Source organism: Kibdelosporangium persicum (assembly GCF_013280595.1).
GTDB lineage: Bacteria > Actinomycetota > Actinomycetes > Mycobacteriales > Pseudonocardiaceae > Kibdelosporangium > Kibdelosporangium persicum.
The window spans coordinates 1-26,639 of record NZ_JAAATY010000052.1 but is presented as its reverse complement, the minus strand read 5'-3'; the positions used below and the strand labels follow the sequence as shown (position 1 = coordinate 26,639).

The 26,639-nt window shown below is 67.8% G+C and carries 18 protein-coding genes and 3 pseudogenes; 14 read left to right on the top strand and 7 right to left on the bottom strand.

Annotated features, from left to right (window positions below):
• Nucleotides 1–3: 3 nt before the first annotated feature.
• The gene (locus GC106_RS44870) at nucleotides 4–465 is read left to right on the top strand and encodes a nitroreductase/quinone reductase family protein (protein WP_173142313.1); all 462 of its coding nucleotides are present in this window, start codon (nucleotides 4–6) and stop codon (nucleotides 463–465) included.
• Between the two features lie 486 nt (nucleotides 466–951).
• Here the strand turns inward: GC106_RS44870 and GC106_RS44865 are convergent, their stop codons facing one another.
• Complete coding sequence (locus GC106_RS44865; RefSeq protein ID WP_173142312.1) at nucleotides 952–1,413, bottom strand: hypothetical protein; 462 nt, start codon at nucleotides 1,411–1,413, stop codon at nucleotides 952–954.
• A gap of 345 nt (nucleotides 1,414–1,758) precedes the next feature.
• Between GC106_RS44865 and GC106_RS44860 the strand changes: the two genes are divergently transcribed.
• From GC106_RS44860 to GC106_RS44845, 4 genes are all read left to right on the top strand, one after another.
• Nucleotides 1,759–3,138 (top strand): alpha/beta hydrolase, encoded by a 1,380-nt coding sequence (locus tag GC106_RS44860; RefSeq protein WP_173142311.1) that lies wholly within the window; start codon nucleotides 1,759–1,761, stop codon nucleotides 3,136–3,138.
• 54 nt (nucleotides 3,139–3,192) lie between these two features.
• Nucleotides 3,193–4,590 (top strand): alpha/beta hydrolase, encoded by a 1,398-nt coding sequence (locus tag GC106_RS44855; protein WP_173142310.1) that lies wholly within the window; start codon nucleotides 3,193–3,195, stop codon nucleotides 4,588–4,590.
• 223 nt (nucleotides 4,591–4,813) lie between these two features.
• Nucleotides 4,814–5,842, top strand: a complete 1,029-nt coding sequence (locus tag GC106_RS44850; RefSeq protein WP_173142309.1) for a sensor histidine kinase — start codon at nucleotides 4,814–4,816, stop codon at nucleotides 5,840–5,842.
• Nucleotides 5,839–6,480: a response regulator gene (locus GC106_RS44845; protein ID WP_173142308.1), complete on the top strand. Its 642-nt coding sequence runs from the start codon at nucleotides 5,839–5,841 to the stop codon at nucleotides 6,478–6,480. Before GC106_RS44850 ends, GC106_RS44845 begins: the two co-directional genes overlap by 4 nt.
• Before the next feature lie 185 nt (nucleotides 6,481–6,665).
• Here GC106_RS44845 and GC106_RS44840 read toward each other — a convergent pair.
• Nucleotides 6,666–6,808: pseudogene (locus GC106_RS44840) on the bottom strand (IS481 family transposase); the annotation flags it as partial.
• 361 nt (nucleotides 6,809–7,169) lie between these two features.
• On the opposite strand from GC106_RS44840, the gene GC106_RS44835 reads away from it, so the two are divergent.
• From GC106_RS44835 to GC106_RS44815, 5 genes are all read left to right on the top strand, one after another.
• Nucleotides 7,170–9,323, top strand: a complete 2,154-nt coding sequence (locus GC106_RS44835; protein ID WP_173142307.1) for an MMPL family transporter — start codon at nucleotides 7,170–7,172, stop codon at nucleotides 9,321–9,323.
• Between the two features lie 5 nt (nucleotides 9,324–9,328).
• Entirely contained in the window at nucleotides 9,329–10,438 is a 1,110-nt protein-coding gene (locus GC106_RS44830) for a sensor histidine kinase (protein ID WP_173142306.1), read from the top strand.
• Entirely contained in the window at nucleotides 10,435–11,073 is a 639-nt protein-coding gene (locus tag GC106_RS44825; RefSeq protein WP_173142305.1) for a response regulator, read from the top strand. The genes GC106_RS44830 and GC106_RS44825 overlap by 4 nt, the downstream gene beginning before the upstream one ends.
• A 237-nt stretch (nucleotides 11,074–11,310) precedes the next feature.
• Nucleotides 11,311–12,858, top strand: coding sequence for an alpha/beta fold hydrolase (locus GC106_RS44820; RefSeq protein ID WP_173142304.1), 1,548 nt, complete (start codon nucleotides 11,311–11,313; stop codon nucleotides 12,856–12,858).
• 330 nt (nucleotides 12,859–13,188) lie between these two features.
• Nucleotides 13,189–13,473: a hypothetical protein gene (locus GC106_RS44815; RefSeq protein ID WP_312873410.1), complete on the top strand. Its 285-nt coding sequence runs from the start codon at nucleotides 13,189–13,191 to the stop codon at nucleotides 13,471–13,473.
• Nucleotides 13,474–13,544: 71 nt separating this feature from the next.
• On the opposite strand, the gene GC106_RS44810 is transcribed toward GC106_RS44815, so the two are convergent.
• Entirely contained in the window at nucleotides 13,545–14,501 is a 957-nt protein-coding gene (locus GC106_RS44810; RefSeq protein WP_173142303.1) for an NADP-dependent oxidoreductase, read from the bottom strand.
• A 91-nt stretch (nucleotides 14,502–14,592) separates the two neighbouring features.
• On the opposite strand from GC106_RS44810, the gene GC106_RS44805 reads away from it, so the two are divergent.
• Entirely contained in the window at nucleotides 14,593–15,168 is a 576-nt protein-coding gene (locus GC106_RS44805) for a TetR/AcrR family transcriptional regulator (RefSeq protein ID WP_173142302.1), read from the top strand.
• A gap of 365 nt (nucleotides 15,169–15,533) precedes the next feature.
• Here GC106_RS44805 and GC106_RS44800 read toward each other — a convergent pair whose 3' ends face one another.
• Nucleotides 15,534–16,769 (bottom strand): acyl-CoA dehydrogenase family protein, encoded by a 1,236-nt coding sequence (locus GC106_RS44800; RefSeq protein WP_173142301.1) that lies wholly within the window; start codon nucleotides 16,767–16,769, stop codon nucleotides 15,534–15,536.
• 288 nt (nucleotides 16,770–17,057) lie between these two features.
• On the opposite strand from GC106_RS44800, the gene GC106_RS44795 reads away from it, so the two are divergent.
• The 3 genes from GC106_RS44795 to GC106_RS44785 all read left to right on the top strand — a co-directional run bounded on the left by GC106_RS44795 (nucleotide 17,058) and on the right by GC106_RS44785 (nucleotide 24,229).
• Nucleotides 17,058–17,393, top strand: a complete 336-nt coding sequence (locus GC106_RS44795) for a hypothetical protein (protein ID WP_173142300.1) — start codon at nucleotides 17,058–17,060, stop codon at nucleotides 17,391–17,393.
• A gap of 426 nt (nucleotides 17,394–17,819) precedes the next feature.
• Entirely contained in the window at nucleotides 17,820–23,639 is a 5,820-nt protein-coding gene (locus tag GC106_RS44790) for an RHS repeat-associated core domain-containing protein (RefSeq protein WP_173142299.1), read from the top strand.
• Between the two features lie 5 nt (nucleotides 23,640–23,644).
• Nucleotides 23,645–24,229, top strand: coding sequence for a HEAT repeat domain-containing protein (locus GC106_RS44785; protein ID WP_173142298.1), 585 nt, complete (start codon nucleotides 23,645–23,647; stop codon nucleotides 24,227–24,229).
• Nucleotides 24,230–24,256: 27 nt separating this feature from the next.
• Here GC106_RS44785 and GC106_RS44780 read toward each other — a convergent pair.
• The 3 genes and pseudogenes from GC106_RS44780 to GC106_RS44770 form a co-directional block, all read right to left on the bottom strand.
• Nucleotides 24,257–24,379: pseudogene (locus tag GC106_RS44780) on the bottom strand (transposase); the annotation flags it as partial.
• Between the two features lie 380 nt (nucleotides 24,380–24,759).
• Nucleotides 24,760–25,053 carry a hypothetical protein gene (locus GC106_RS44775; RefSeq protein WP_173142297.1) on the bottom strand — a complete coding sequence of 98 codons (294 nt, stop codon included), beginning with the start codon at nucleotides 25,051–25,053 and terminating at the stop codon, nucleotides 24,760–24,762.
• A 23-nt stretch (nucleotides 25,054–25,076) separates the two neighbouring features.
• Nucleotides 25,077–26,639 (bottom strand): annotated as a pseudogene (locus tag GC106_RS44770) (hypothetical protein); the annotation flags it as partial.

The window sequence follows — 26,639 nt, the reverse complement described above, 5'->3', positions numbered from 1 at the left end:
GAGATGACAAAAGATCTGCTCGACGGTGAGTACGTCCCCAGTGCCGACGCGACGACCCGCAGTCAGGTCGAGCTGTACGAGCGCACCGACGGCCGCGAAGGCGCGACGATGGGGGGTGGCCCGGTGGTCGTGGTGACCATGCGTGGCGCCCGTTCGGGCAAGCTGCGCAAGGTCGCCCTGATGCGCATCGAGCGCGACGGCGTCTACGCCATCGGCGCGGCAGCCGGCGGCCAGGCTCGCAATCCGAGCTGGTTCCACAACCTCGTGGCGAACCCGACGGTGCAGCTGCAGGACGGTCCCGATCGCCGGCTGATGACCGCCCGGGTGGCCGAAGGCGCGGAGCGGGAGGACTGGCTGGCCTACACCGACGAGCTCTACCCGTTTTTCGCCGACTTTCGCGCCCGCGCCGCCGAGGCAGGCAACCGCGAGGTGCCCCTGATCCTGCTCGAACCCACCCAGAGCTGACCGAACTCGCCACGGACGCCAGGCTCACACCCAGGCGCCCACCACCCGGCCGACGCCGACCGGCCATCCGGTGAAACGACGGCATCGCGCTGCGCCACGGCCGACGCCAGAGCCGACGAGGGCACGGCGGATTCTTTTGCGCACCGCGCGCAAACCGTTGGCGTCCGGGGAGCGCGGTGGTTTCTCGTACGAGCCCGCGCAGGCGTTGACAGCCGGTCGACGCCGCGGACGTGCGCCAGGGAAGTGCGCGCAACGGCACCCGGTTGGCCTGTGGTTTCCATGTTTCTGCCGTTGAGAGTCCTTTGTGGACTTGCTGGGGGTTGGAGATCGCAGGTTCTCATCGTGTCGTCCCGACGGCCAAGAGGGTCCTCGCAAGTCAGAGCCGGTGAGGACCCTCCTTTTATGATCTTGCCGAGTTCTTCGAGGTCAAGCGCGCCGCTCGGCGACTCCTTGACTCCATCCGACCATCGCCGCGGGAGCTGGTGATCATTCGGAGGTCAGCTGTTTCGCCAGCTTTTCCAGGCCGTCCCTGATGAGTTGCCCGTACTCGTCGTCGCCGAGCGCGCCGATCGTGTCCCGCGCCTGCTGGAGATGCTCGCGGGCGCGGCCGAGATCGCCCAACTTGCGATAGCACTCGCCGACGCTGAGATACAACGACGGGTACAAGCCAGCGACCGAAAGCGTCACCCCAGCTTGTGCTACCCGCTCGTCGGTGACCAGATCGGCGGCGGCAAGCGCTCGAAGGTCCCAGACCAGCTCCTGGCGCACGTCGTCCTGCACGTCGGCCATCGAATGGGCAAGGACGCACACGTGCAGCGGGTCGCCCTGCTCGCCGCCGATGTCGTCCCAGATCTGCGCGAACAGGTCGCGAGCGGCCTCACGCTGACCTCGATGATGGTGCAGCTCCACCCCTTGGCCGATCCGGGTGATGACTGGGTCAGTGATCATCGGCGGTCCCTTCACCGGCTCATCTCACGACGGTCACACGGATCGTAGTGGCGCGGATGACTCATCCCGAACGGCACGCGACAGCAGAAACCTCGCCGACACCCCGCAATACGCGACACCCGAATACGCGCTCCACCTGGCGGCCCTGCTCGCCGCACCGCGATCGGATCAGACTGGCACTCCTGCTCGGGTATGACCGACGCATGTCCTTGTGACCAAGAGCCACCGCAAAACGAGGGTATTCAGCGCGGACGAGCAGTGCTCGGCCACCGCTGACCACGTTTCCCTGAAAGATCTATCGGAAGACGGACGCGCGCCGGGCCACCGATCGACCAGCCTGGCGGCATGAGGAAGACGACCATGTGGCTGGCCGGTCTGCTCGCCACGTTCGCGGTGGCAGCGCCAGCCGAGGCGGCGCCGCGCACCGGACTGTCCTGGCAGGACTGTGGTGACGGGCTGCTGTGCGCACAGCTGACCGTGCCGGTGGACTGGACCGACCCGGACGGCGCCCGAACCACCCTGAGCCTCACCAAGCTCCCCGCCCGGGACCAAGCCCGCAAACAGGGCGTTCTCTACGTCAACTCCGGTGGTCCGGCCACGCAGGCTCCCCTGCTGCGCAACCCGGCCTTCGCGGGGTTGACCGACGCGTTCGACCTCGTCGTCTCGGAAACACGGGGCTTCGACACCATTTCCTGCCCGATGGGTCCACTACCGGCGGGTGGGGAGTGGGTGTTCCCGGACCGGTCCGCCTACGAGACGTACGTCGAGGAGAACCAACAGGTGGGCCGTGCATGCGCCGAGGCGGCAGGTCCGCTCGCCGGCAAACTCGACTCCCGGCAGGTGGCCCACGACCTCGAAGCCGTCCGAACGGCGCTCGGTGAGCGGAAGCTCAACTACTTCGGCAACTCCTACGGCACCGTGTACGGCCAGGCCTACGCCGAGCTCTTCCCCCGCCGCGTCGGCCGGATGTACCTCGACAGCGTCAAGGACCACACCAACCGCTCGATCCTGGACTGGGTCCTCCCCCGCGCGACCACGGCCGAACGCAACTTGCACCGGCTCGCCGAATGGTGTGCGCGCGAACCGAGCTGTGCGCTCCACGGCCGGGATCTGCTGGCCGTGTGGGACGACGTCATCAGGCGGGCCGAGCAGGAACCGATCCCTGGCGGTGGCACCACGGTCAGCGCGACGAAGATCCTTTCGCGAACCGATCCGCAGGTCGAGCAGCAGTGGCCGATGCTGGCCACCGCGCTCGCGCAAGCCAGCGCGGGTGATGCCACGGCGTTCGCCGGGAGTCCGCCGCCGGGAGCGGGTGGCCCCGGACTGGGCCGTCAGCTGATCTGCGCCGACTTCCCGTACCCGAGTGACTACCGGGAACTGAAGTCCCTGGAGACGAAGCTACGGACAGTCGCGCCCCGGCTGGGCTGGGTGTACGCGTGGCAGGCCGCAGTGCACTGCGCCGGTCTGCCGGTGCCGCCGACGTACGCGCCACATCCTTTCCGTGCCAACGGGCTGCCGCCGGTGCTGATCGTCAACGGCGAGGGCGACAGCACCACCCCGCCCCAGTGGGCCCGCCGGCTCGCCAGCCAACTGCCCGGCGCACGCTACGTGCCGGCCTCCGGCGGCCATGCCCGGTACCTGAGTGGCGACGCGTGCGTTCGTGGGCATGCGGACCGGTATCTGACCACGGGCGCGCTGCCGCCCGCGGGCACACGCTGCGGGTGAAGATCTGCCGAAAGGCAGACGCGTGCGGGCTGACGACCGAGCAGCCTGTACGGCATGAGGAAGATACTCAAGGTCGTCGCCGGCGTGTTGTGCCTGGCCACCGTGTTCGGTGGGATGGCGAGCACGCCGGCCGCGGCCACCCCGAATCTGTCCTTTTCGGACTGTGGGGACGGTCTGCAGTGCGGTGAGCTGTCGGTGCCGGTCGACTGGGACCGTCCTGGCGGTGCGCGGAGCACGCTCGCCCTGGCGAAACTGCCCGCGCTGGACGCCGCGCGCAAACGCGGTGTGCTGCTGGTGAACCTCGGCGGTCCGCAGGCGCAGATCTCCGCGTTCCGGCTGCCGGTCTTCCAGGGCAAGGTCGCGGAGCTGCGGCAGTGGTTCGACGTCGTGATCTTCGATCCGCGGGGGTTCGAGGCGAGCGGCGGCATCTCCTGCCCGCTGCCGGCTCCCGCCGAGGCGGACTACGTTTTCCCGGACCAGGCCAGCTTCGACGCGCATGCCAAGCAGAACGACCGCTTCGGTCGGTCATGCGCGGAGGATCCACTGGCCGGCAACCTCAACGCCCGGCAGGTGGCCCACGACCTCGAAACCGTCCGAACGGCGCTCGGTGAGCGGAAGCTCAACTACTTCGGCAACTCCTACGGCACCGTGTACGGCCAGGTTTACGCCGAGCTCTTCCCCCGCCGCGTCGGCCGGATGTACCTCGACAGCGTCATGGACCACACCAATCCCTCGCTGCATGACTGGCTCGCCCACCGGGCCAGGGCGACCGAGGACACCCTGCACCGGTTCGCCGCGTGGTGCACGCGGGATGCCGGCTGCGCACTACACGGCCAGGACGTGCTGTCCATCTGGGACGAACTCGTCGCACGGGCCGAGCAGCAGCCGATCCCCGGGGGCGGAACGACGGTCAGCGCCACCCAGCTCGTCGCTCGCGCCGACGTCAGGTCCGAGCAGCGGTGGCCGGCGTTCGCGACGGCGCTCGCCGAGGCGTACGCGGGTGACGCCACGAAACTCGCCGTCAAGCCGACGTTCCCGCCCGACCCGGGCGTGATGCGGCTCGCGATGTGTGCCGACTTCCCTTATCCCGACGACTATCGGGCGGTGAAGGCGGTGGAGAACGCACTGCGCACGGTGGCGCCCCGGCTGGGCTGGCGGCAGGCGTGGATCTTCGCCATGAACTGTTCACGGCTGCCGGACAACGGGACGTTCCCGCCGTACCGGCCGCACTTCCGTGGGCTGCCGCCGATCCTGGTCGCCAACGGTGAGCAGGACGACAACACGCCGCCCGAGTGGGGACGGCACCTCGCCGCACAGCTTCCCGGTGCCCGCTACCTCACGGCCAACGGCGACCACGCGCTCTACCTGGACGGCAACCCCTGCGTCCGCGCCCACACGCACCGCTACCTGACGACGGGCCAGCTGCCACCGTCCACTGCGTCCTGTGCGTAGTGCCCCGTCCAGTCGATCACGGGACGAAATCGATGGCCTGCGATACCGCGAAAGGCTCGTTCGGGACACCAGCGATGTTGCGAAAGGACCGTTCGGGGCACTCAACGTCCCCCATGGCGCGTTCGCGACACCTGCCATGTCCCGAACGCGAACGCGCCTTTCACGACACGACGAGCGGGGCGGTTACCCCCGCACCACCTGGACGCGACACTAGTGTGTCGACATGAGACACCTGCGGGAAGCGCTGTTGGTGGTCGTGACCACGGCTCTGCTCGTCAGTTTCACGCTGTGGGAGGGGCAGGCGGCGAGCGTGGAGCTGGTCCTGGTCAGCCTCGCCGTCTGCCTCCCACTGCCGCTGCGGCGGAGACTGCCGGTGACCGTGGCGATCCTGACCTCCACGGTGTCGGTGTTCGGCAGCGTGATCCCAGGCTGGCCGGGCCGGCTGGTGGCGATGGCGGCGTTGTGCTGCGCCGCCTACTACCGGCCGCTGCGGCTGCCGTGGGTCCTGGCCGTCTCCGTGGCCTGGATGCTCGGCTACGGGGTGGTGGCGCAGAAGATGGGCACGGTCGCCGACCTGGTCGTCCTCGGCGTGGCGCTGCCGGCGGTCGGGTACGCGCTGCGACTGCAACGTGACCGGGCCAGGCAGACGGTCGAGCTGCGCCTCGCCGAGACGGACCGTCTGGCCGCCGAGGACCGTGCCCGTCTGGCCAGGGACGTGCACGACAGCGTCGGCCATCATCTGACCGCGATCCGGTTGCAGGCCATGGCGGCCCGCCGGGCGCTGGCCGGCACTCCCGCGCTCGCCGACCGCGTTCTCGGCACCATCAACGACCTTTCGTCGTCGGCGTTGGGTGAGGTGCGGGCACTGCTGACCACGTTGCGGACGGCGCCGGGACTCGCCGAGGTCGGTGACCTGGTTCGCCGACTGTCCAGTCCGGACAGGCGGATCACGGTGCACGGCACGGCGGTCCCGCTGCCGCCCGCCGTCGACCACGCCGCCTACCGTGTCGTACAAGAAGCTCTGACCAACGCCGTGCGGCACACCGACGCCACCGAGATCGAGGTGTGCCTACGGCACGACCGGCACGGAATGGAGATCACCGTCACCGACAACGGCACCAGCGCCGACGAAGTCGTTGAAGGGCACGGTATTCGCGGCATGCGCGAGCGGGTCCGCGCACTCGGCGGCACGATGTCGATCGGCCCCCGGCACCCGCACGGCTGGTCGGTACAGGCGAGAATCCCGGCATGATCCATGTGCTGATCGCCGACGACCAGGAACCCGTACGCGAGGCGCTGCGGCTGGTACTCGACGGCGAGCCGGACATCGAGGTGGTCGACGAGGCGGCCAACGGCGCCGAGGCGGTGCGGAAGGCGTTGTGGCGGCGGCCGGACGTCGTGGTCATGGACCTCCGCATGCCACATCTGGACGGGATCGCCGCCATCCACCAGCTCGCGAACTCAGAGCCGGCTCCTCGCGTGCTCGCGTTGACGACCTTCGATCTGGACGAGTACCTGTTCGGCGCGTTGCGGGCCGGAGCGGCCGGGTTTCTGCTCAAGGACAGCGATCCCGAACTGTTGCTGGATGCGGTGCGCGCACTGCACGCCGGGCACGGGTTGATCGATCCCCAGGTGACCGGACGGCTGATCAGCCGCTTCGCCGCGTTGTCCCCCAACCCTCCCACGCACGAGCTGGACCTGCTCACCCCACGCGAACACGAGGTGCTGCGGCACATCGCCCGAGGGCTGAGCAACGCCGAAATCGCCGACACGCTGGTGATCGAACCGGGCACGGTGAAGACCCACGTCGCCCGGGTGCTCAGCAAACTGGGCCTGCGCACGCGGGTACACGCGGTGATCTACGCCTACGAACACGGACTTGTCGATTAGGCCGTGTTTCAAATGCCCGATCGCGATAGCCGGGCCGGATGCGGCCCCTGACGCCACCGCGGGACCGCCCAAAGACAACCAGTATTCGCGGCGATCCCGCGGCGACGCCAGGAACCGCCCCACCGAGCCGATTCCGGCCTCCGGCCGGGGCAGACTCTCATCGACCGGGACATTCGAAACACGACCTAGGTGTACTGACCTGAGAGGTTGGGACGCGGCTGGCGGGTGGGTGGCCGCCGAGTGCGGTGTGGCCGCGGTAGTGATTGTAGGTGTGTAGCCATCGCGGCAGTGCCTCGCGGCGTTCGGTCTCGGAGCGGTAGGGGCGGGCGTTGACGTCGGCGCACAGGGTGCCCGGCCAGTCCGTGCCGAAGACCATCTTCGTGGCCAGGCGGGCGAGGTCGAAGCGGGCGTAGTACTTCGGCAGGTTCTCCGGGGGCAGGCCGCGAGCGCCGGGAAGGGTGGAGGTTCCCGTGTGGACGATCACCGTTCGGCGAGCAGGTGCGGATAGTTCCGGGACGAACGGTGCGCTCTTTGGCACGCGATCGGCTCGATGCCGGGCCCGCTGCGTACGAGCTGCCCAGCGCGGTCATCTCCGGCAGGGTTGGTGCCGTTGTCCACCGGTTGGTGGACAACGGGTGTCGGTGGGTCAGCCGTGTCAGGCGGGGCGGACGCGGCGCGAGTCTTGGGGCATGAGGAACCTGTCTGTGCGGGTCGCTCGGTGGAGCGCCCGTCATCCGTGGCGCGCGATCGGTGGCTGGCTCGTGTTTGTCGCGGTCTGTTTGGGTGTCGGGATCGGGGTGGGGAACAACGCCGCTGTCACGGCGGATTACCGCGTCGGTGAGGCGGGTCGGGCCGAGGCGATCGCCGCTGAGGGAGGGGTGCAGCGCCGGCCGGTGGAGCACGTGCTGATCACGGCCCGCGACTCCGCCGAGTTGGATGCCGGCGCGGCACGAGCCGCTGCGGCCGACGTCGCCAGCCGGATGTCGGGGCTACCCGTGGTCGGTTCCGTGGGCGAGCCGGTGTGGGCGAAGGACCGCAGGGCGGTGCGGGTCGATGTGACGTTGGAGGTCGAGGAGCGCGAGGCGTCACGAGTGGTCGATGACCTCCAGGCGCGGACCCAGGCGGTCCAGGACGCGCACCCCGAGGTGGTGGTGACGCAGACCGGTCGTGCGTCGATCACTCGGGCGGTGGAGAAGCAGCGCGGCGAGGACATCGCCCGCGTTGAGCTGATCACGCTGCCGATCACCCTGGTCACGTTGCTGTTGGTGTTCTGGTCGCTGAGCCTGGCGCTGGTGCCCGTGTTGCTGGCGCTGTCGTCCATCGTGGCCGCGATCGGTCTGTCGATGGTCGTCTCGCACGTCTTCCCCGACGCGGGCGTGGGAATGAACATCATCCTGCTGATCGGGATGGCAGTCGGTGTCGACTACACGCTCTTCTACCTCAAACGGGAACGCGAGGAGCGCGCTCGGAGTGGCGGAAGGCTCTCAGCCGTCGCTCTGGTGGACCTCGCCGCGGCGACGTCCGGACGCGCGGTCGTGCTGTCCGGGCTCGCGGTGGCGGTCTCAACCGCCGTCCTCTATCTCGTCGACGACGTCATCTTCTCCTCCATGGCCACCGGAACCATCCTGGTCACGCTGGTCGCGGTGGCCAGTTCGATGACGATCCTGCCCGCGACACTGGCCAAACTCGGCGCCATCGCCGAACGTCGAGCCGAGCGCCGTCACCGGCCTGTGCGGACGCCGAAGGCCGGGCGGATCACCGCCACGCTGACGCGTGCGATCGACCGGCGACCGGGTCGCACGCTGCTGCTCGCGGTCCTGCTGATGCTGGCGCTCGCGGCGCCGATGCTGGGCATGAAGATCACCGACATGGGGCCGGAGACCCACCCGCGCGAACTGGTGGCCGTGCAGGACTACCACCGGTTGACCGGTGTGTATCCCGAGGTGAAGGCGGTCCACCAAGTCGTTGTGCGCGGGTCGGGACTCGCGGTGACCGACGCGCTCGCCAAACTCCAGGACGTCGCGCTGCGCGACCCGGTCATCGGCGAACCGGCGACGGTGCGCACCTCCGCCGACGGCCGCACCCACGTCCTGAACCTCGCGGTGCCGCACTTCGTCAGTGAGCAGGCCGCGCCGGACTCCCTGCAACGCCTGCGGGAGCAGTACGTCCCGGCCACGCTCAGGCAGGTGACCGGCGTCGAGTACGCGGTCACCGGCGACGTCGCCCGGTATGTGGACTACCCGCGACACCAACAGCAACGGCTGCCCTGGGTGCTCGGCGCACTGCTGCTCGTGACGTTGCTGATCACCGCGCTGGCGTTCGGGTCGGTGGTGCTCGGACTGATCGGAGTGCTGCTCAACCTGCTTTCCGCGGCGGCGGCGATCGGCGTGCTGGTCTGGGTGTTCCAGGGGCAGTGGGCGGAAGGGCTGCTGGACTTCACCTCGACCGGCTCGATCGGCTCCCGGGTCCCGCTGTTCCTGTTCGTGATCCTGTTCGGCCTGTCGATGGACTACCAGTTCTTCCTCATCAGCCGAATCCGCGAGGCGGTGCTGAACGGCGTGCCCACGCGGCAAGCGGTCTTCGACGGTATGCGCCAGTCGGCGTCGGTGATCACCAGTGCGGCGATCGTGATGGTCACTGTGTTCGCGGCGTTCGTCGGGATGCACCTGATCGAAATGAAGCAGACAGGTCTCAGCCTCGCCGTGGCCGTCCTGCTGGACGCGTTCGTGGTCCGCACCCTGATCCTGCCCGCACTGCTGATCCTGCTCGGAGACCGGGTGTGGTGGCCGACGCGCTTGCGTCGTGGCGAACCGATCACGGCGCCGCTCGAGTCCGTACGCTGAGCGGCATGCGCGGCTGGTACGCCCTGGTCTGGGTGGTCTTCGGGCTATGTCCGGGCTTGGTCGCCGTGTTCGGTGACACGGGCACTCAGCGGTACGGGACCGTTGTGGTCCTCGGTGCAATGGGTGTCGGCTACGCGCTTGTCACCTTGCTGCCCGATCACCGGGCGATCCGGCTGACCTATCTCGTCCTGCTCGTCCCGGCGCTGGGGGCGATGGCCTACCTGCCGGGCGGGGGTGCCGCGTTGTTCGTGCTAACCCTGCCGCAGTTCTGGTTCCTCGCCGGTACGCCGTGGCCGGCGGGCTGCCTCAGCGGTGCCGCCGCGACGGCGGTGGTCGTCGGCGCGGTGACAAGGGAGGCGGGCGCGGTTTCGGGCAATGCCATGGTGGCCGCCAGCGCTTTCGTGATCTCCGTGCCGTTCGGGCTGTGGTGGCTGCGGAACGAGCGGCGCACCCGCACGCTCGGTGACGAGCTGGCGCGGGCCCAGCAGGAGCTGGCCGAGGCCCACCGGCGGGAGGGTGCCGTCCGAGAGCGCGACCGGCTCTCGCGGGAGATCCACGACACGTTGGCCCAGGGGTTCGCCTCGATCATCGCACTGGCCGAGGCCGCACGCGTCGCTCCGGACCCGGAGCGACGCATGGGATACCTCGCCTCGATCGAGACGACCGCGCGGGAGAACCTCACTGAGGCACGAGTGCTCGTCGGCTCGGTGCCGGCGGCCGCCACTGGCTCGCTTCCCCAGTCCCTGCGGCACACGCTGGAGCGGTTCGCCGAGGACACCGGTGTCACGGTGTCCGCCGATCTGGCCGAGGTCGACCCCGATCCGCACCTCCGCGGCGCGTTGCTGCGTTGTGCGCAGGAGTCGCTCGCCAACGTCCGCAAGCACGCCTCCGCCTCGACGGTCACGGTCGTGCTCACCCAGCGCCTGGACACGGTCGAACTGGAGGTCACCGACGACGGCCGTGGGTTCGTCGTGGCGGACGCGCGTGGCTTTGGCATCAACGGCATGCGGCAACGGCTCGCGGAACTTGGCGGCGACCTCACCGTGACCAGCTCGGTCGGCGATGGGACCAGGGTCCTGGCCGAGATTCCGATCTCGAAGGGCGGACATCGATGACCGTGCGTATCGTCGTCGCCGACGACCACCCCGCTATGCGAGCAGGCGTGATCGCCCTGCTTGCCTCCGCACCCGACCTCGAGATCGTCGGTGAGGCCGCCGATGGCCACGAGGCACTTGAACTCGTCGCGCGGCTGCGGCCCGACGTCGCGGTGCTCGACCTCCGCATGCCGGTACAGGACGGCGTCGCTCTCACCACACGGATCGTGGCCGAACACCCCGCCACAAGGGTCCTGATTCTCACCACCTACGACACCGACAGCGAGATCGAACGCGCGGTCGAGGCCGGAGCGCTCGGCTACCTGCTCAAGGACGCCGGCCGTGATCAGCTCACCAGCGCTGTACGCGCCGCCGCCCGCGGCGAGACCGTACTCGCACCCAGCGTCGCCGCCCGGCTGGTCGCCCGGATCCGAGCCCCAGCCCCGATCACCCTCACACCTCGCGAGGTGGACGTCCTTCAAGCAGTCGCCGACGGCCTCTCCAACCCCGACATCGGCGCGCGCCTGTTCATCACCGAAGCCACCGTGAAAACCCACCTCTTGCGAATCTTCGCCAAACTCGACGTCAACGACCGTACCGCCGCCGTCGTCGCTGCCCTCCAACGAGACCTCCTGCCCCGCCACCGCGACCGATAACCCGTGTCCGCCACAGCGGCCGGAGTTCGCCGGAGGGCGCCCGCCTGGCCGGAATGGGCCAATTGGGCTTGGAATCAAGGATTTCCAGACAGTACTGACCGGTATTTCGTCATCCCGTCACATACTGCTCCGGCATGACCGGGTAGGCGAGAGGGAGGTCCTGTGTCGGTAGCGAAGGGGAGACGACTCACAGCGATTGGGTTGAGTCTGGTCGCGGCATTAGGTTTCACGCCGTCGATGTCGGCGGCGGCAGCGCCGGATCTGTCGGAGTTCTACAACCAGCAAGTGCAGTGGCAGCCGTGTGGCGAGGGCGAACTCGCCAAGCTCCAGTGCGCCGCGGTCGTGGTGCCGATGAACTACCGCAAGCCCGACGCGGAGCGGATCTCCGTGGTGATGAGCAAACTGCCTGCCAAGGATCCGGCCAAGCGGCGGGGCGTGCTCCTGCTCAACCCGGGCGGACCCGGCGCGGAAGGCGTTTCGCTGCCGTTGCTCTTCGAGGACCGGCCGATCACGCAGTCCTACGACCTGATCGGGTTCGACCCGCGCGGTGTCGGCCGGTCGACGCCGTTGCGGTGCGAGGTCGCGCCTTCGGTGGGAACACTGAGCAGCCGGCCCTCGGATGCCGAGTTCGCCGTGTGGGCGGCTCAGGCCCGGGCGGAGGAAGAAGGCTGTGAACGCGCCGCCGGTGGCCTGCGGCCGTACATCAACACCCCGAACACGGCGCGCGACATGGACGTGATCCGGGGCGTCCTCGGCGAAGCGAAGATCAACTATTTGGGCTTCTCCTACGGCACTTACCTGGGTGCGGTCTACGGCAGCCTGTTCGCCAAGAACCTGGACCGCAACGTGCTGGACTCCGCGGTACACCCGGAGTGGATCTGGCGGGAGCAGTTCAGGCAGCAGGCAATCGCCATCAGGTCCAATGTGGACGAGTTCACCGCATGGGTCGGGCAGCGCGACAAGACCTACGGCCTCGGCAAGTCGGCCGCGGAAGTGCTGGCCACCAGCGAGGCGCTGGCGGCGAAGCTCGCGGTGACGCCGATCGAGGACCCGACGTTCGGCCGGGTCGACCGGACCATCTACGACCTGATCCTCGGTGCCAACGCCCGGTACCGCCCGCTGTGGGACGCTCTGGCGGAACTCGTGGTCACCTTCAAGGCGGCCGTCGAGAGCAAGCTGGCCGCGGGCTCGCCGGAACTGATTGACGCCCTGAAGGCCGCGAAAGTCCTGTACGACATGGCAATCCCGCCGACCGTGGACGGTGTGTTCACGACGGTGACATGCGAGGCGCCGTGGCCCAAGGATCTGAACACTTACTACTCGGACATGCGCGTGTTCCGCGAGAAGTATCCGTACGGCTTCGGGGTTCTCCGGGTGGCACCGTGGAACTGCACGTTCAGCGAGTTCAAGCGGCCGGACAAGCTGACCGACCTGCGGCGTACGGGATACCCCACCGGCTTGGTGATCCAGGCCGAAGCCGACCCGCAGACGCACTACGACGGTGGACCGGCGCTGGCGGCGAAGCTGAACGACCATCTGGTCTCGGTCCCCGACGACGGTACACACGGCCTCTACATCAGCAACGCGTGTTCTCAGGCGATCATCGACAATTACCTGATCAACGGTGTCCTGCCGGGTACCAGGGTGGTCTGCCCGGGTGACCCGCGCCCGAACGTCCCCGCCGACACGGAGGCCACGGCCGGCCGTCCGCTGGGCACGGGCGAATCGCTTGAGTCGACAGTGCGCGATTTCGTGGCCGAGAAGAAGGTGAAGACCGGCTCCTGAGCTGGTCAAGATCGACGGGCCGGTCGGGCTTCGTCCCGCTCGGAAATCAACACGGCAGGATGACCGGCCGTGCTGCCGCGACCGGCCCACCTCGGCCTGACCGACACCTTCGCCCTGCTGCCGTCGACCGCGAGGACAAGACACCAGGATTCAAATCCTGTCGTCCCGACCAGATGTAGTACGTCGGAACCCCGCTTCACCGCAAGTGAGGCGGGGTTTTGGCGGTCCAGGGGGTATCGCGCCGTGCGGACGCTCCACCCACAGCCGCTCAGTCAGTTCGGCTAGGTCATCCTCGGCGCTCAGATCGTCACTGCCACCCGAACGACGGCGGTGGCCAGCTACATCACCCCGTGGGACGAAACGCCGGATTGGGAACGTGCCAGCGCCGCAGCCGTGTATGACCAAGTTCGCGCCTTCGTCGACATCAGCGACGGCAACACCGCCAAACTCACTCGAGAGCAGAAGGGCCGATTTGTCGCCATCTGCTGGATCGCCCAGATCTACAAGCACATACCCGACCCGAAACCGGCATATGTCGCAGACTGGTCTGAGATGCCGGAATGGCAACGCGAAACTGACGCTGACATCTTCGAACACATCGAGCGAGAGATGTAACGAGCCCCGGTGTCGGGGAACGCTGATGTCGGCGATCGCGCGGATGGTCGCAGCGGAGGTCATCGCGACGGCTAGAGGTCGATGACGACCTTGCCGTGTACGTGCCGGCCAGCCTGGAGTTCGACCGCACGGCGGATCTGCTTGACCGGGAAGCTCGCCGCGATAGGCACCTGGAGCCGGCCCGCCGCGACCAGACGAGCGATCTCTTCCAAGGCCCCGACAGCGGCGTTGGCGCCGTTGGCCGCCGACACGCCGTCGACTTGCGCGGCGACGGTGCAGATGCGGCCGTCCGGAACGCCGAGTTCCCGCGCGGTGTGCACTGTCTCTGTCCCGTGCAGGTCGATGGCGGCGGTGACACCGCCGGGCGCGAGGGCCCGGACCCGGTCGGCCAGGCCGTCGCCGTAAGCGACCGGCTCGGCTCCGAGATCGCGCAGGAAATCGGCCGATGTCGCCGAACCTGTCCCGATCACGCGCGCGCCCGCGATCCGGGCCAGCTGGACGGCGAACACCCCGACCCCGCCCGCCGCGCCGCCGATCAGCACAGTGTCGTCCGGGCCGGGGTCGACCACGGCGAGAGCGGTGGATGCCGTGCGGCCGGCGATCGTGAGGGTGGCGGCGGTGCGGTCGTCGACGCCGTCAGGGGTGTGATGGGCCTCGTTCGCGGCGGTTTCACCAGCCGCGTCGATCACGACGAAGTCGGCGACCGCGCGGGACAGGGCGCCGCCGAACACTCGGTCGCCCGGCGCGAAGCCGGTCACCCCGTCGCCGACCTGGTCGACCACTCCCGCGTAGTCGGTTCCGAACCCGGCCGGGAGGCTCAAGCCGAACCGGGCGGCGGTGTCCGCGTCGGCGGTCATGATCCAGTCCATCGGGTTGAGACCGGCCGCAGTGACCCGCACGCGGACTTGTCCCGGGCCTGCCTGCGGAGCGGGAACCTCGCGAATGTCCAGGACTTCCGGGCCGCCGAAGGAATCGAGCTGGACCGCCCTGCTCGTGCCCGTCAGCTGGTGATCGCTCTGTTGCTGCATGGACGCCTGTCTCCTGGGAATGAAGGGAACGCAGTGAAACGGACTATGCTCCGTTTATAGGGACTCTAACACAACCGGAGCGTGATCCGTTTTGGCTGAGGTGGGGACGCGCGGACCACGGGCGGACGCGACCCGTAACCGCGACCAGTTGCTCGCGGTGGCGACCCGCATGTTCGGATCGGCTGACGCCGAGCCGTCGATGCGGGCGATCGCCCGCGAGGCCGGAGTCGGCATCGCCACGCTCTACCGGCACTTCCCGACCCGCGAGTCGCTGGTCGACGCCGTCTACCGGGACCAGGTCGTGCGACTGACGACCGGCGCTCGTGACCTGCTCAGCCGGTTGCCCCCGGCTGTGGCGATGCGGCGCTGGATGGACTTGTTCGGGGACTGGATCGCGACCAAGAACGGCATGCTCGACACGCTGCTCGCGATGATCGAGTCGGGGGAGATCGCCCACGCCCAGACCTGCACCGAGCTACTGGCGGCCATCACCACGATTCTCGACGCCGGACACGCGGCGGGCGACCTCCGCTCCGACGTCACCGCCGACGACATCGCCGCTTCCCTCATCGGCATCTTCACCGTGGCTCCCCGGCCCGAGCACGAAGCCAAGGCCAGTCGCCTGCTGAACCTCCTGATCGACGGCCTCCGGCCGCCGCCCGGCTGACCCGCCTCGAATCGGCGGGCCGAATACAGATGGGTTCGCCGATTGGTCACGGGCGGCTACCGGGACGAGTCTTCGACTTGTCGGGATTCGAAGCAGACGGAGAACCAAATACTCGCGGCCGGTGGCGAGCTTCAAGCGCTCCTCTTCGTGGGAGCGGTGCGTTCGCGGCAGCCGCAGTCGGTCAGGGTGGCGGACTTGCGGTCCGGCGGCACATCGACGCGGCGATGGGGGACCGCGTCGATCAGCACCGTCGCAACTGAACGCAGCACGCGATCGAGGTTCGGTGGGGTGGCCGGTCTGGCTGGCCACCCCAATGTTCCACCATTGTCCCGCACCTGTTTGTCGCCGAGTTGCCGCCGCAGTGGTCAGGCCATCCCGGAGGCAGAGAGTGGGTTGTAGCCTGGAGTCCGGAACAGTGTCTGCAGTTGTCTGCGGCGTACGCCGACGTTGCTTCCTTCGATGATCGGATAGGACAGGGTGTCCATCAGGTGGCGGATGATGGGGAACTTCTCGTCGTAGGCGGTCACGCCGATGATCTTGATGAGTTCGTTGATGACCTCGACGCCGGTTTCGGAGCCGAAGATCTTGGCGTGCAGGGCGAGTTCCGTTCCGCTGGGATGCATCGACATGACGGCGTCCAGTGCGCGCCACGCCAGTAGCCGGACGGCTTCGATCTTTCCCTTGGCGTCGGCCAGGATGTCGGACACGGCCTGGTACTCGATGATCGGCACCGGGCCGCCGCGCTTCTCGGTGAGCGCGAAGCGGTAGGCGATGTCGAAGGCCTGTCGCATGGCGGCGGTGGCGAAGATGCCGATCGACGCGCCGCTGGGGAGGAACGCGTTGCGGGTCAGGTCCGCTCCCTGACCTTCCGCACCGAGGATGTTGCCGCGTGGAACGCGCACGTCGGTGAGTCTGACTCGGGTGGTCAGACAGCCTTTGAGCCCGGGCAGGTCGTAGTACTCCTCGACGTCGATGTGGCCGGCCAGGTGCTGGCGTTCGGCGACGATGAGCGAGATGCCGCCCGGGGTCCGGCAGACGATGGTCATGATGTCCGGGCCGTCACCGTCCCAGCCGCACAGATGTGAGGCCCAGGCCTTGCGGCCGTTGATGACCCACTCGTCGCCGTCGGGGACTGCGGTCGTGCGTATCCCGTGGCCGGGCACTTCGGTGTCGAAGTTCGCGCTGCCCTCGGGCTCGCTGAAGGCCATGGCCGCCAGCGGTGCGCCGGAGTCGGCCAGGAAAGGTCGTACGAAGCGGTCGACCTGTTCCGGGGTACCGGCCTGGTAGACAGGCGCCAGCGCGATCAGCGGACCGGCCATCGAGATCACGAAGTCCGGGCTCTGCGCTGCCCACTCCTCGATGAAGATGGCGGCGTCGACGCCGCTGGATGCCGCTCCGCCGAACGGCATCGGAATGAGGCCCTTGAGGAACCCCGCCGCGACAGCGTTCTCGAACACCGGCCGTTGCAGCAGCGCCCGCGTCCGAGGGTCGGGTTCCGCACGTGTCGCCGCGGCGAGCGGCCGTAGCTGTTGCTGAGCGAAGGCACGGGCGGCTGCTTTGAGCTGTTCTTGTTCCGGGGTGAGGAGGAACGAAACGGCCATTGGTGGGCCCCTTTTGTCAACGTCTCGGTGGTGCGAGTCAGCGTCACCCCGGAGTGTCGCGCGTCAAGACCTTTCGCACACCCCTGCGGCCGCTACGACCGCCGCCAGTCATGTGTGTTCGTCGGCAGCCTGGACACCCGCACGCGGATACCGCCGTTCCGTGGATCTCAGTCGCCATGCCGCCTCCTCACTTGCTCCTGGCCGCAGGTCTGCACTCGCGTACCTGTGTCCACCTGGCGCATTCTGATGGCGCTTCTCCGGAACTGTGCCGCCCAACGGAGGTGTCAAGTGGACGAACGCAAGCTGAAAGCCTTTGAACTGGCCAACGAGAGTGCGAAGCAGCTTGTCACGTTGGCGGTGGCGATCTTGGCGTTGACGATCACGCTGGTGAAAGAGGTTGGCACGCTGTTGGACATAGTGCGCGTGGCCTGGGTGCTGTACCTGGTTTCGATTGCGGCTGGAGTGTGGCGGTTGGACGCGCTTGCCAGTGAATTGGAGCGTTCCGAAGGTGATCACCAGCCGTCGACGCGAGCGCGCATGGTCCGCATCCCTACGGTGCTTCATGTCCTGAGTTTCGTCGCCGCGTCAGCGATGCTGGTTTATTACGGAATGGTTGTCATCTGAAGGCTGTCTTCTTTGTAGGTCCTCATCCTGGCCAAGGACCTTGCGGTGGGTTCTGGTGAGACCTTCTTGCCAGCCGGGCGAAGCAGTACCTTTGGTGCGCTTCCGACACGGCATGATCACGGTCGTCGATGACTTCGCGCCAGTGGGCCGCTCGTACCTGTTCGCGGGCCACATATTGGTGGCGGACGGTGCTATACCCGGCTTCGCCGGGGACCCGTCCCCGTGCGATTACCTAGGGTCTGGTGGCGCCCCGGTTCACCAGCGATACGGGCCGGGACACAGCTCGCTCTTGCTCACAGAATGCCGAAAGGACAGCACATGAGCAGGGTTGCCACCAAGACCCACCGACCTGGCCGAAGACACCGTGCACGCACTGGGCGAGCAGACTCGCGCCAGGGCGGAGAGCCTGACGGGGCGAGAACTGTCGTGGGCGGATTCGGGCGGGTCCTGTCCGCGGGACTGATGGTCGCGTCGTTGGTGGTACCGACCTCCTGGGCCACGGCTCATGCCGCTGCCGCGCCGGTCGGTGGTGCAGCGGAGTACTCCCACGACGCGGCCGGCCAACTGGTCGGCGTGCGGGACGCCAGTGGCGGAGGCGTGCGGTACGACTACGACGAAGCAGGAAACCTCCGAGGCACCGACATCGTGGCGGCAGGGCAAGTCGCGGTGTTCTCCGTCGTGCCTGAGCAAGCGGCGCCCGGCGCTTCGGTGACGGTCAACGGCACCGGGTTCGGCACCGGCAGCACCGTACGCTTCGGAGACACCAATGCCGAAGTCACGCAGACAAGCCCGTCCCGGCTGACCGTGACTGTTCCCGCGGGCGCGAGAACAGGCCCGGTCAAGGTGACCACCCCGGCAGGCGCCGCCGACAGCCCGCGAGAGTTCCGCGTCGTCCCGGCCCGGGGCGCGCCCACCATCAGTGGATTCGCGCCAGCCTCAGCCGCTTCGGGGACGACGGTGACCATCACCGGCTCCGGCTTCGAAACCGTGCCCGAACGCAACATCGTGACGATCAACCGCACTCAGGCACAGGTGATCTCGGCGACGGACACGAGCCTGGGCGTCGTCGTGCCCGAGGGAGTCGTCTCCGGCCCGGTGTCGGTCCGGACGGCGAACGGTGTCACGGGGACAACGTCGGACCTGGTGGTGACGAGCGCGCCGTACAAGCCCGCGGACGTCTCTACGGCCGCCGCTTTGGCGGTCGACGGTGCTAGCCAGACCGTGAACATCGGCTCGGGCAAGGTCGCGCTGCTGCGCTTCTCCGGAACACGGGGGCAGTCCCTGAGCCTCGGGCTGACCGGATCCACAGTGTCCACCGATTTCACGATCGAGGCCTTCACTCCGTACGGCACCCCGTACGCCCGCTTGGGCCTGAACACATGGAAGTCCTCGAACTTCAGCGGTTCCCTGTCGATGGCGCCGCTGCCCGCCACGGGCATGTACCAGGTTGTCCTCGACCCGGAGAACACCGGCTCGGGCAACGTCACCGCGACCCTGTCCACCCATGCGACCGGCACGCTGAACCTCACGGGGTCCGCCACGTCGGTGACGTTCGGGCGCGCGGGCAGGCACACCGCCCTGACCTTCGACGCCGTCGCGGGCCAGTGGATCGGCGTCGGGTTCACCGATCACGAGCTCGCGGCGAACACGAACGTCTCGGCGCACGTGCTCGACCCGAACGGGGCCTATGTCCTGCTGGGTAGCGATTGGAGCCGGGTGGCGGTCCCCGAGACCGCGGACCTGGGCTTCCTCGCGAAGCTGACCGGCCGGTACACCGTCGTGCTGAGCACCAGCAACGGCAGTACCGGGTCGGTGAAGGTCACCGGCTCCATCGGCGTCGATCGCGGGACGATCAACCAGGGCGGCGACGAGAGCAGGACGTTCTCCACGAGCCGCCCGGGGCAGGACGGTCTGTTCACCTTCAGCGGTACCGCCGGTCAGAAGCTGACCTTCATCACGACCGACTCCACGTTCGACAACACTCCCGAGATCGTGATCCTCCACGAGGACGGCACGTTGTTCTGGCGGCCGGAGGGCTACAGGTCGTTTTACTACGACGCCGAGCCCTTGCCCAGGACGGGGACTTATCGCCTGGTGTTCAACCCACAGGCGCCCGATGGCTCGGCGAAGATTCGGTTCACCCAGCGGGCCGACGGCGGCACCGTCACCGTCAACGGCAGCGACAAGGAAATCACGATCGGCGAGGAATACGTAGCGAATGAGACCACCTTCTCGGTGGCCTCAGCGGGGGATTACGTATCGCTGGGCCTCACCGACTCGGATTTCGACGATTCGGACATGCGGGCTCTGATCATCGGCCCGGACGGCAGCCGGATCGCGCACCGCCGGATCCCGCGCTACGCCAGTTCCGACTTCACCGCGCCGTTGAAGGGCACCTATCGGCTGATCGTGCAGCCGTACTCGCACGATTCCGGATCGATCACGGTCACCCTGTCCCACCCGTTCAAGGCCGGCGACATCCGCCGTGACTCCGCCAAGAAGCTGACGTTCGACCGTCCCGCCCAGCGGGCGCTGCTGGCCTACGAGGGCACGGCCGGGCAGAAGCTCAACCTCACTTTTTCCGACTACTCGTCCTTGAGGTCCCCGCCGGGGGTGACCGTGTGGAAGCCGGACGGCTCGGAGCTGGTGGATCAAGGGGGCAGCAGTACCATCGAGATCCCCACGTTGCCGGTGTCAGGGGTCTACCAGTTCGCCGTCACCCCGCGCTCCGACACGGGCTCCGCCACGCTGCGTCTCACCACGCGTAGCTCGGCAACGGCCGCCACAGGCGGGGCACAGTCACAGGACGCCAGGGACTGCCGGTGCGCCAACGGCACCGTGGATGAGGCCTCCCATGACTCGGTGATCGCCGCGGCGCCAAGCCAGCCCGAAGCGAGCCCGCAGACTCGTGGCTTCTTGCCGTCCAGCGTTCCCAACACGCCCATCCCCGGCGTGTCGTGGTCCGACGATCTTCTCAACGCGCTCGCGGGCGACCCTGTCGAGCTCTCGACCGGACTGCTCACCGACACGCACACCGACCTGGGGCTGTCCGACACCGTGCCGATCGCGTTGAACCGGACGTACTGGCAGGGCGACGGCCATTCAAGGAGCTTCGGGCGCAACCAGACGTCCGACTTCGACCTGCTGCTGACCTCCGCGCGGCCCTACCAGGAATACGACCTCTACGTGCCTGGCGGCGGGAAGGTGCACTTCGTCCGGACCTCGGCCGGTTCGGAGCACATCGAGGCCGTGTTCACCGCGGTCGACACGGCGGGGCGCTTCCAGGGCGCGACCGTCCTCGTCCAGGGCTACGAGTGGGTGCTGCGGCTGCGGGACGGGACGTCCTACTACTTCCCGTACAACGCCAGAGTCCGCGCGATCAGCGACCGCAACGGCAACAACGTCAGCCTGACCCGCACGGGCGGCAACAACGGCGAGGTCACCCAGATCACCTCACCGAACGGGCGCTGGATCGCCCTGGAGTACGACTCGGCGAAACGCGTGACCAAGGCACGCGACAACATCGGCCGATCGACCTCCTACGCCTATGACGACGATGGCAGGCTCGTCACCGTCGTGGACGTGGCGGGCAAGGCGACGAACTACGCCTACGACTCGGCGCACCGGATCACCAAGATCACCGACGCCCGCGGCATCGACTACCTCGCTGTCACCTATGACGACAAAGGCCGGGTAGCCACACAAACCCTTGCGGGCGGGCAGAAGTATGCCTTCGCCTACACCCTGGACGCTCAGGGCAAGGTCACCGAGACCAAGGTGACAAACCCGAACGGGTCTGTGCGGCAGGTGGTGTTCACGGGCGGCCGCGTCGCCAGCGACACGCAGGCGTTCGGCAGTCCGCTGGCCCGCACGACGACCTATGTCCGCGGCACCAGCAACCGGCTTGACGCCGTGATCGACCCGTACGGCCGTCGCACCGAGTACACCTACGACGCGGAGAACCGGCCGACTGAGGTCATCGAACTCGCCGGCACGTCCGACCGGCTCGTCGTCGGGCGCAGCACCTACGGCGCCTTCGACCTGCCGCTCACGGTGACCGACGCGGCGGGCAAGGTGACCCGGCATACCTACGACGGCAACGGGAACCTGCTCACCACCACCGACCCGCTCGGGCTCAGGACCACGATGACATGGACGCCCGACGGGCGGATCGCCACGGTCACCTCACCCGCGAACGCGGTCACGACGTTCACGTACGCGTCGGGCTCCTTGGCCACCGTGAAGGACCCGCTTGGGCGGATCGCGAAAGAGTTCTCCGATGCGGCTGGGCGGCCGGTGTCGGCGACGGATCCAGCAGGGTCCGTGACGACGACCGCCTACGACGCGCAGGACCAGCCGGTCGTGGTGGTCGACCCGCTGGGCCGGTCGAGCACCTACGCCTACGACACCAACGGAAACCTCGTCTCGTTCACCGACGCACGCGGCAAAGTCACCCGGTGGGGCTACGACGATGCCGACCGGCCGGTTTCCCGGACCGATCCGCTGGGCGCGACCAGCAAGATCGAGTACGACGACGGCGGCCGTGCTGTGGCCACGGTGAGCAAAGCAGGCGTCCGCAACACAAGCGCCTACGACTTGCTGGACCGTCCTACCACCGCGCGGTTCGGCGTGACGGACTCGGGGGCGCAGTCGGAGATCGGTTACGCCTACGACTCCGCGGATCGGTTGGCTTCCATGACCGACACTGCGGGTGGCACGACGTCCTACACCTACGACGTACGTGACCGGGTCATCTCGGCGACCGGCCCCAACGGCACGGTCGGCTACGGCTACGACGTGATGGGCAGGCGGACGTCAACGGCCCTGCCCGGCTTGGCCGCAACCTCCCACGGGTACGACGACGCGAGCAGGCTGACCTCGGTCGGCCGGGGCTCAGACGCGGTCGCCATCACGCGGGACGCGGAGGGCAGGCCCACCAAGGTGACTCTGCCTGGAGGGTGGACGCGGACCGCCTCGTATGACGCGGCGGGACAACTCACCAACCTCTCCTATGCCCACGGCGGCGCGGTCAAGGGCGCGATCACCTACACCTACGACGCGATGGGTCAGCGAACGTCGGCGACGGGCACCCTCGCCAATGTCACCCTGCCCCAAGCAGCGTCCAGGTTCACCTACGACGACGCCAACCGCCTCACCACCGCGGCAGGCACGCCGCTGACTTATGACGCTGACGGCAACCTGCTCTCCGACGGCACGACGACGTACACCTGGAACGCACGTGGACAGCTCACCGGCACCACCAAGGCTGGGTTGACCGCGTCGTACCGCTACGACGCCGTGGGCGTCCGATCGGCCCGCACAGTCGGTGAGACCACTACGCGGTTCTTGCTCGACGGGCCCAATGTCGCCGCCGAACTCGACGGCACGGGCGCGGTCACCGCGTCGCTGCTCACGGGTGACGTCGACCAGGTATTCGCGCGGACCCGCGACGGGATCACCGACACCGTCCTGAACGATGCACTGGGATCTCCCGCCGCGCTGGGTCGTTCCGACGGCACGTTCTCGGCACGGCAGGGCTACGACCCGTTCGGCTTGCCATCCGCTGAGGGTGACCGACGCGGTTCCGACGTGTCGTTCACCGGCCGCCATGAGGACGGCAACGGCCTGCTCGACTACCGCAGCCGGTACTACCGGCCGGACCTTCGGCGGTTCATCTCCGAGGACTCCATCGGCCTCGCCGGCGGAACCAACCTCTACAGCTACGCGGCGAACTCCCCCGCGACGCTCACCGACCCGTCGGGCAACAACCCGTTCGTGCTCGGCTGCGTCATCGGCGGCGGGCTGCACCAGATCGCCAACACCCTGGCGGGGCGCAAGACCGGGTGGGGCAGCTCCGGCTTCATCGCCGCCGGCGGCTGCGTGATGGGCGCGCTGCGGGTGTGGCCCCTCGCCGGCCAGACCTGGAACGAGGCGGCGAACCTGCTCGGCAAGGCGGGCGAGAACTGGGCCGGGGTCAAGCAGAAGGGCAAGGTCGCCATCCCGTCACTGACCGGTACCTCGAAGAACGGCCGCCGGATCCCCGACGCGCTGACGGCCACGACACTCACCGAGATCAAGAACGTCGGACGGCTCAACTACACCAACCAGCTGAAGGACTTCGTCCTGTACGCCAAGCAGAAAGGACTGCAGTTCGACCTCGTGGTACGGCAGAACACCCGGCTGTCGAAGCCTCTGCAGGAGCAGGTGGACAACGGCAGCATCAACCTCATCAGATCACTACCGTAATGGCCATGAGGACGCCCACTCCGCTGCTGCGCGACCTGGCGGACGTGGGCGTCCACGTCGGCGACCTGTGGGACCTGGTGAACACCGACGCCACCTACCGGGCGGCCGTCCCGGTCCTGCTCGACTGGCTTCGGCACGCGGACGACCGCGTGCCGAGTCAGGAGAGCGCACAGATCAAGGAAGGGCTGCTGCGAGCGCTGACAGTTCGCGAGGCCAGGCCGGCAGCCGCTCCGGAGATCATCCGCCAGTTCCGCGAGATCCACGACCCACTGGTGCGATGGGCCGCGGGCAACGCGTTGTCCGTCGTGGCCGACGACTCGGTGTTCGACGAACTGGCGTCCCTGGTCCGCGACACCCGCTACGGCACAGCACGGCAGATGATCGTCCAAGGGCTCGGGCGGTCGAAGGACCCCCGAGCCCCTGGGCTGTTGATCGGTCTGCTGCCCGATGACGACGTGGTCATCCACGCGCTGAACGCGTTGGCCAGGGTGAAGGCGCCCGGAGCTCGTGCCGCGGTGACAGAGCTGCTCGGCCATCCCCGTGTCGTGGTGCGGAAGACCGCGGAGAAGGCACTGAAAAAGCTGCCCTGACGGGAACACCCTTCACCGTGGTTTGCCAGACAACACAACCTCGTCCACACTGCCCAGCCGACGCTGCCGCTTCTTGACGATCACCGGCTCGAAACTCGAGTCCCGATCCCGCGGCACCGCGACCTCCACCTCACCCGCCGCGTCCGACACCACGGCCCAGCTGTGGCACGACTGGTTCGCTCCATCCACCGAAATACCACAACCCCGATTCATCCCGCTGACCTGATCTGTGGTCCAGTACGGAAACCCCGCTGGCTCTAGTGTTCGTCCAGAGCCAGCGGGCGTCGCTATGCGGTGAGGTCCGAAGACCTAACGGACATGTTGGGCCTGTCCGCCCGTCTCTGCACCGTTTGTGATTATGGTCAGCGTATGATCATCAATGGTTGGAGGCGCCTCTCGTCGGATTCAGGTCGGATACCGCGTGTTTGGCGTAGGTGAGCAGCCGGGCCATCGGACTTCCTTCGAGCGAAGCCCGATGACCCGGAACCTGTCTGCGCACGCGACTACCGAGCACGCCCCAGGTCTGGCCATTAGTCCCCGGAGATCCAGAGGTAACCGCCCATGCGGCGGACTTGCTCGAACAGTTCCAGCAACGCGTCCACGTCAGGCCGTACCGCTGGTGATCGGTCGGCTATCTCGGCGAGTTCTTGTTCGATCGCATTCAGCTGCGGAATATTGAACATCGTGTCGCCATGCTGGTATATGCCCGCCAGGGTGCCGCCACGTGCCGCCTCGGTTACGACACGGGTCAGCCACTGTCCGGCATCACTACCGGCGTAGGACCGTTCGTGTATCTGATTCTCCACGTATACGGCTAGGCCCATGCCTTCCTCTTTCCTTAGTTCTATCAATTCGGTTTGGCGATCGGGTACATGGTCCTTACCGAGCCGAACCTGTCCTGGACAACCTTGTACCACGTGGTCGGCATGCCACCCCTTTCCACGGAAAGGTTGCCGATGATCCGACCAGCATCCACATCCCGCTCAAAGTGGCCATCCGCGTTCGGGCCGCGGCACTCGCACTCGTTCGCCGCTTCGGCCAGGGCGTCCAGATCGACGCGGTCGTCGAAAGTGGACTTGTCAGGGGTGTAGTTCTCCCCGTTTTTGAAGTGCTTGCTCCGAACGTATTTTTCTCCCTCGGAGTCCAGCACCGCGTCCAAGCAGTTGACAGCCGGAAGCGGGTCGGTGGCGACGACATGGTCCCCGGCTGCGATGTTCTTGATCAGTCGTTGTGTTTTGTCAGCCAGCATGGCTGGCGCGAAGCTGGCCGCCTTGCAGGTGGAGCGGAGCTTGTCGACTTGGTCATTGAACTTGCTCAGCAGCCGGCGACCTGCAGCGGAGCCTTCTAGGAACTTCGTGAGACCAGCGACGATCTTGGCGATCGCCGAGGCGACTTGTGGCAACTTGGCGATCAGCGTCAGCAGTGAGCCGACGTTGATCACCGTCCAGAGACAGGCCGCGACGTCGCCTTCGCCGAAGCACTTCTTGGCGTCGGTGTAGCCGATCTCGTCGAGAAGGATCTGCCCGCCGTTCTGAATGATGAAGTCGATCAGGCCGTTCTTGGCGTCGTTGAACGCCTTCTTGTACTGCGCGACACACGCCTCGATGTCCGTGGTCTCAGTGCGGCAGGCTGCCCTGAACGCTCCATCGTCATCCTGAGTCAGGTCTGGGCCGGGATCGCTACCCGCTGCCTCCACCGCAGCCTTTTTCGATTCCTGAGCGCGCTTCCGTTCCGCTTCTTCGGCGCGGTCGGCTGCTTTGCCTGCTTCGACGGCGGCGTTGTAGGCGTTTTTGGCTGCTTCGGCGGCGTTGTCGGCGTGTTGTTGGGCGCTGTCGGCTGCGGCGGCTGCTGCGGTGGCGTCGGTTTCGGCGCGGTCGGCGGCTCCTCGTGCTGCGGCGGCGTCGGCTTCGGCTTTGGTGGCGGCGGAGCGGGCGGCTGCGGCGTCGTGTTCGGCCGCGGCGGCGGATCGTCCGGCGAGGGCGGCGTCGTGGGCTGCGGTGTTGGCCGCGTTGCGTGCGATGCGGGCGTCTTCGCGGGCTTGGGCGTCGGCCTGGTTGGCGCGAGCTGCCGCGGCCCGGGCGGCGGCGCCGTCGGCTGCTGCGTCGGCGGCTGCTTTTTGGGCGTCGGCGGCGGAGCGGGCGGCTGCCGCTGAGGATTTGGCGGCGGCTGCGGCGGCGTCGTAGGCGGGTTTGACTTCCGCGGCGGCCCGGTCGGCGGCTTCTTGGGCTAGCCGGGCGGCGTCGAGTGCTTCGGCGGCGCGGCGTTCGGCCGCGGCGGCTTGTTCGGCGCCGACCGCGCGGGCTTGTTCGGCGACCCGGACGACGAAGTCGGCGTCGATGTCCTGGCCGGTGAACGGCGCGACCACGGTGATCGCGGTGTTGGCTGGTTGGGTGATCGCCTGCGACGAGGC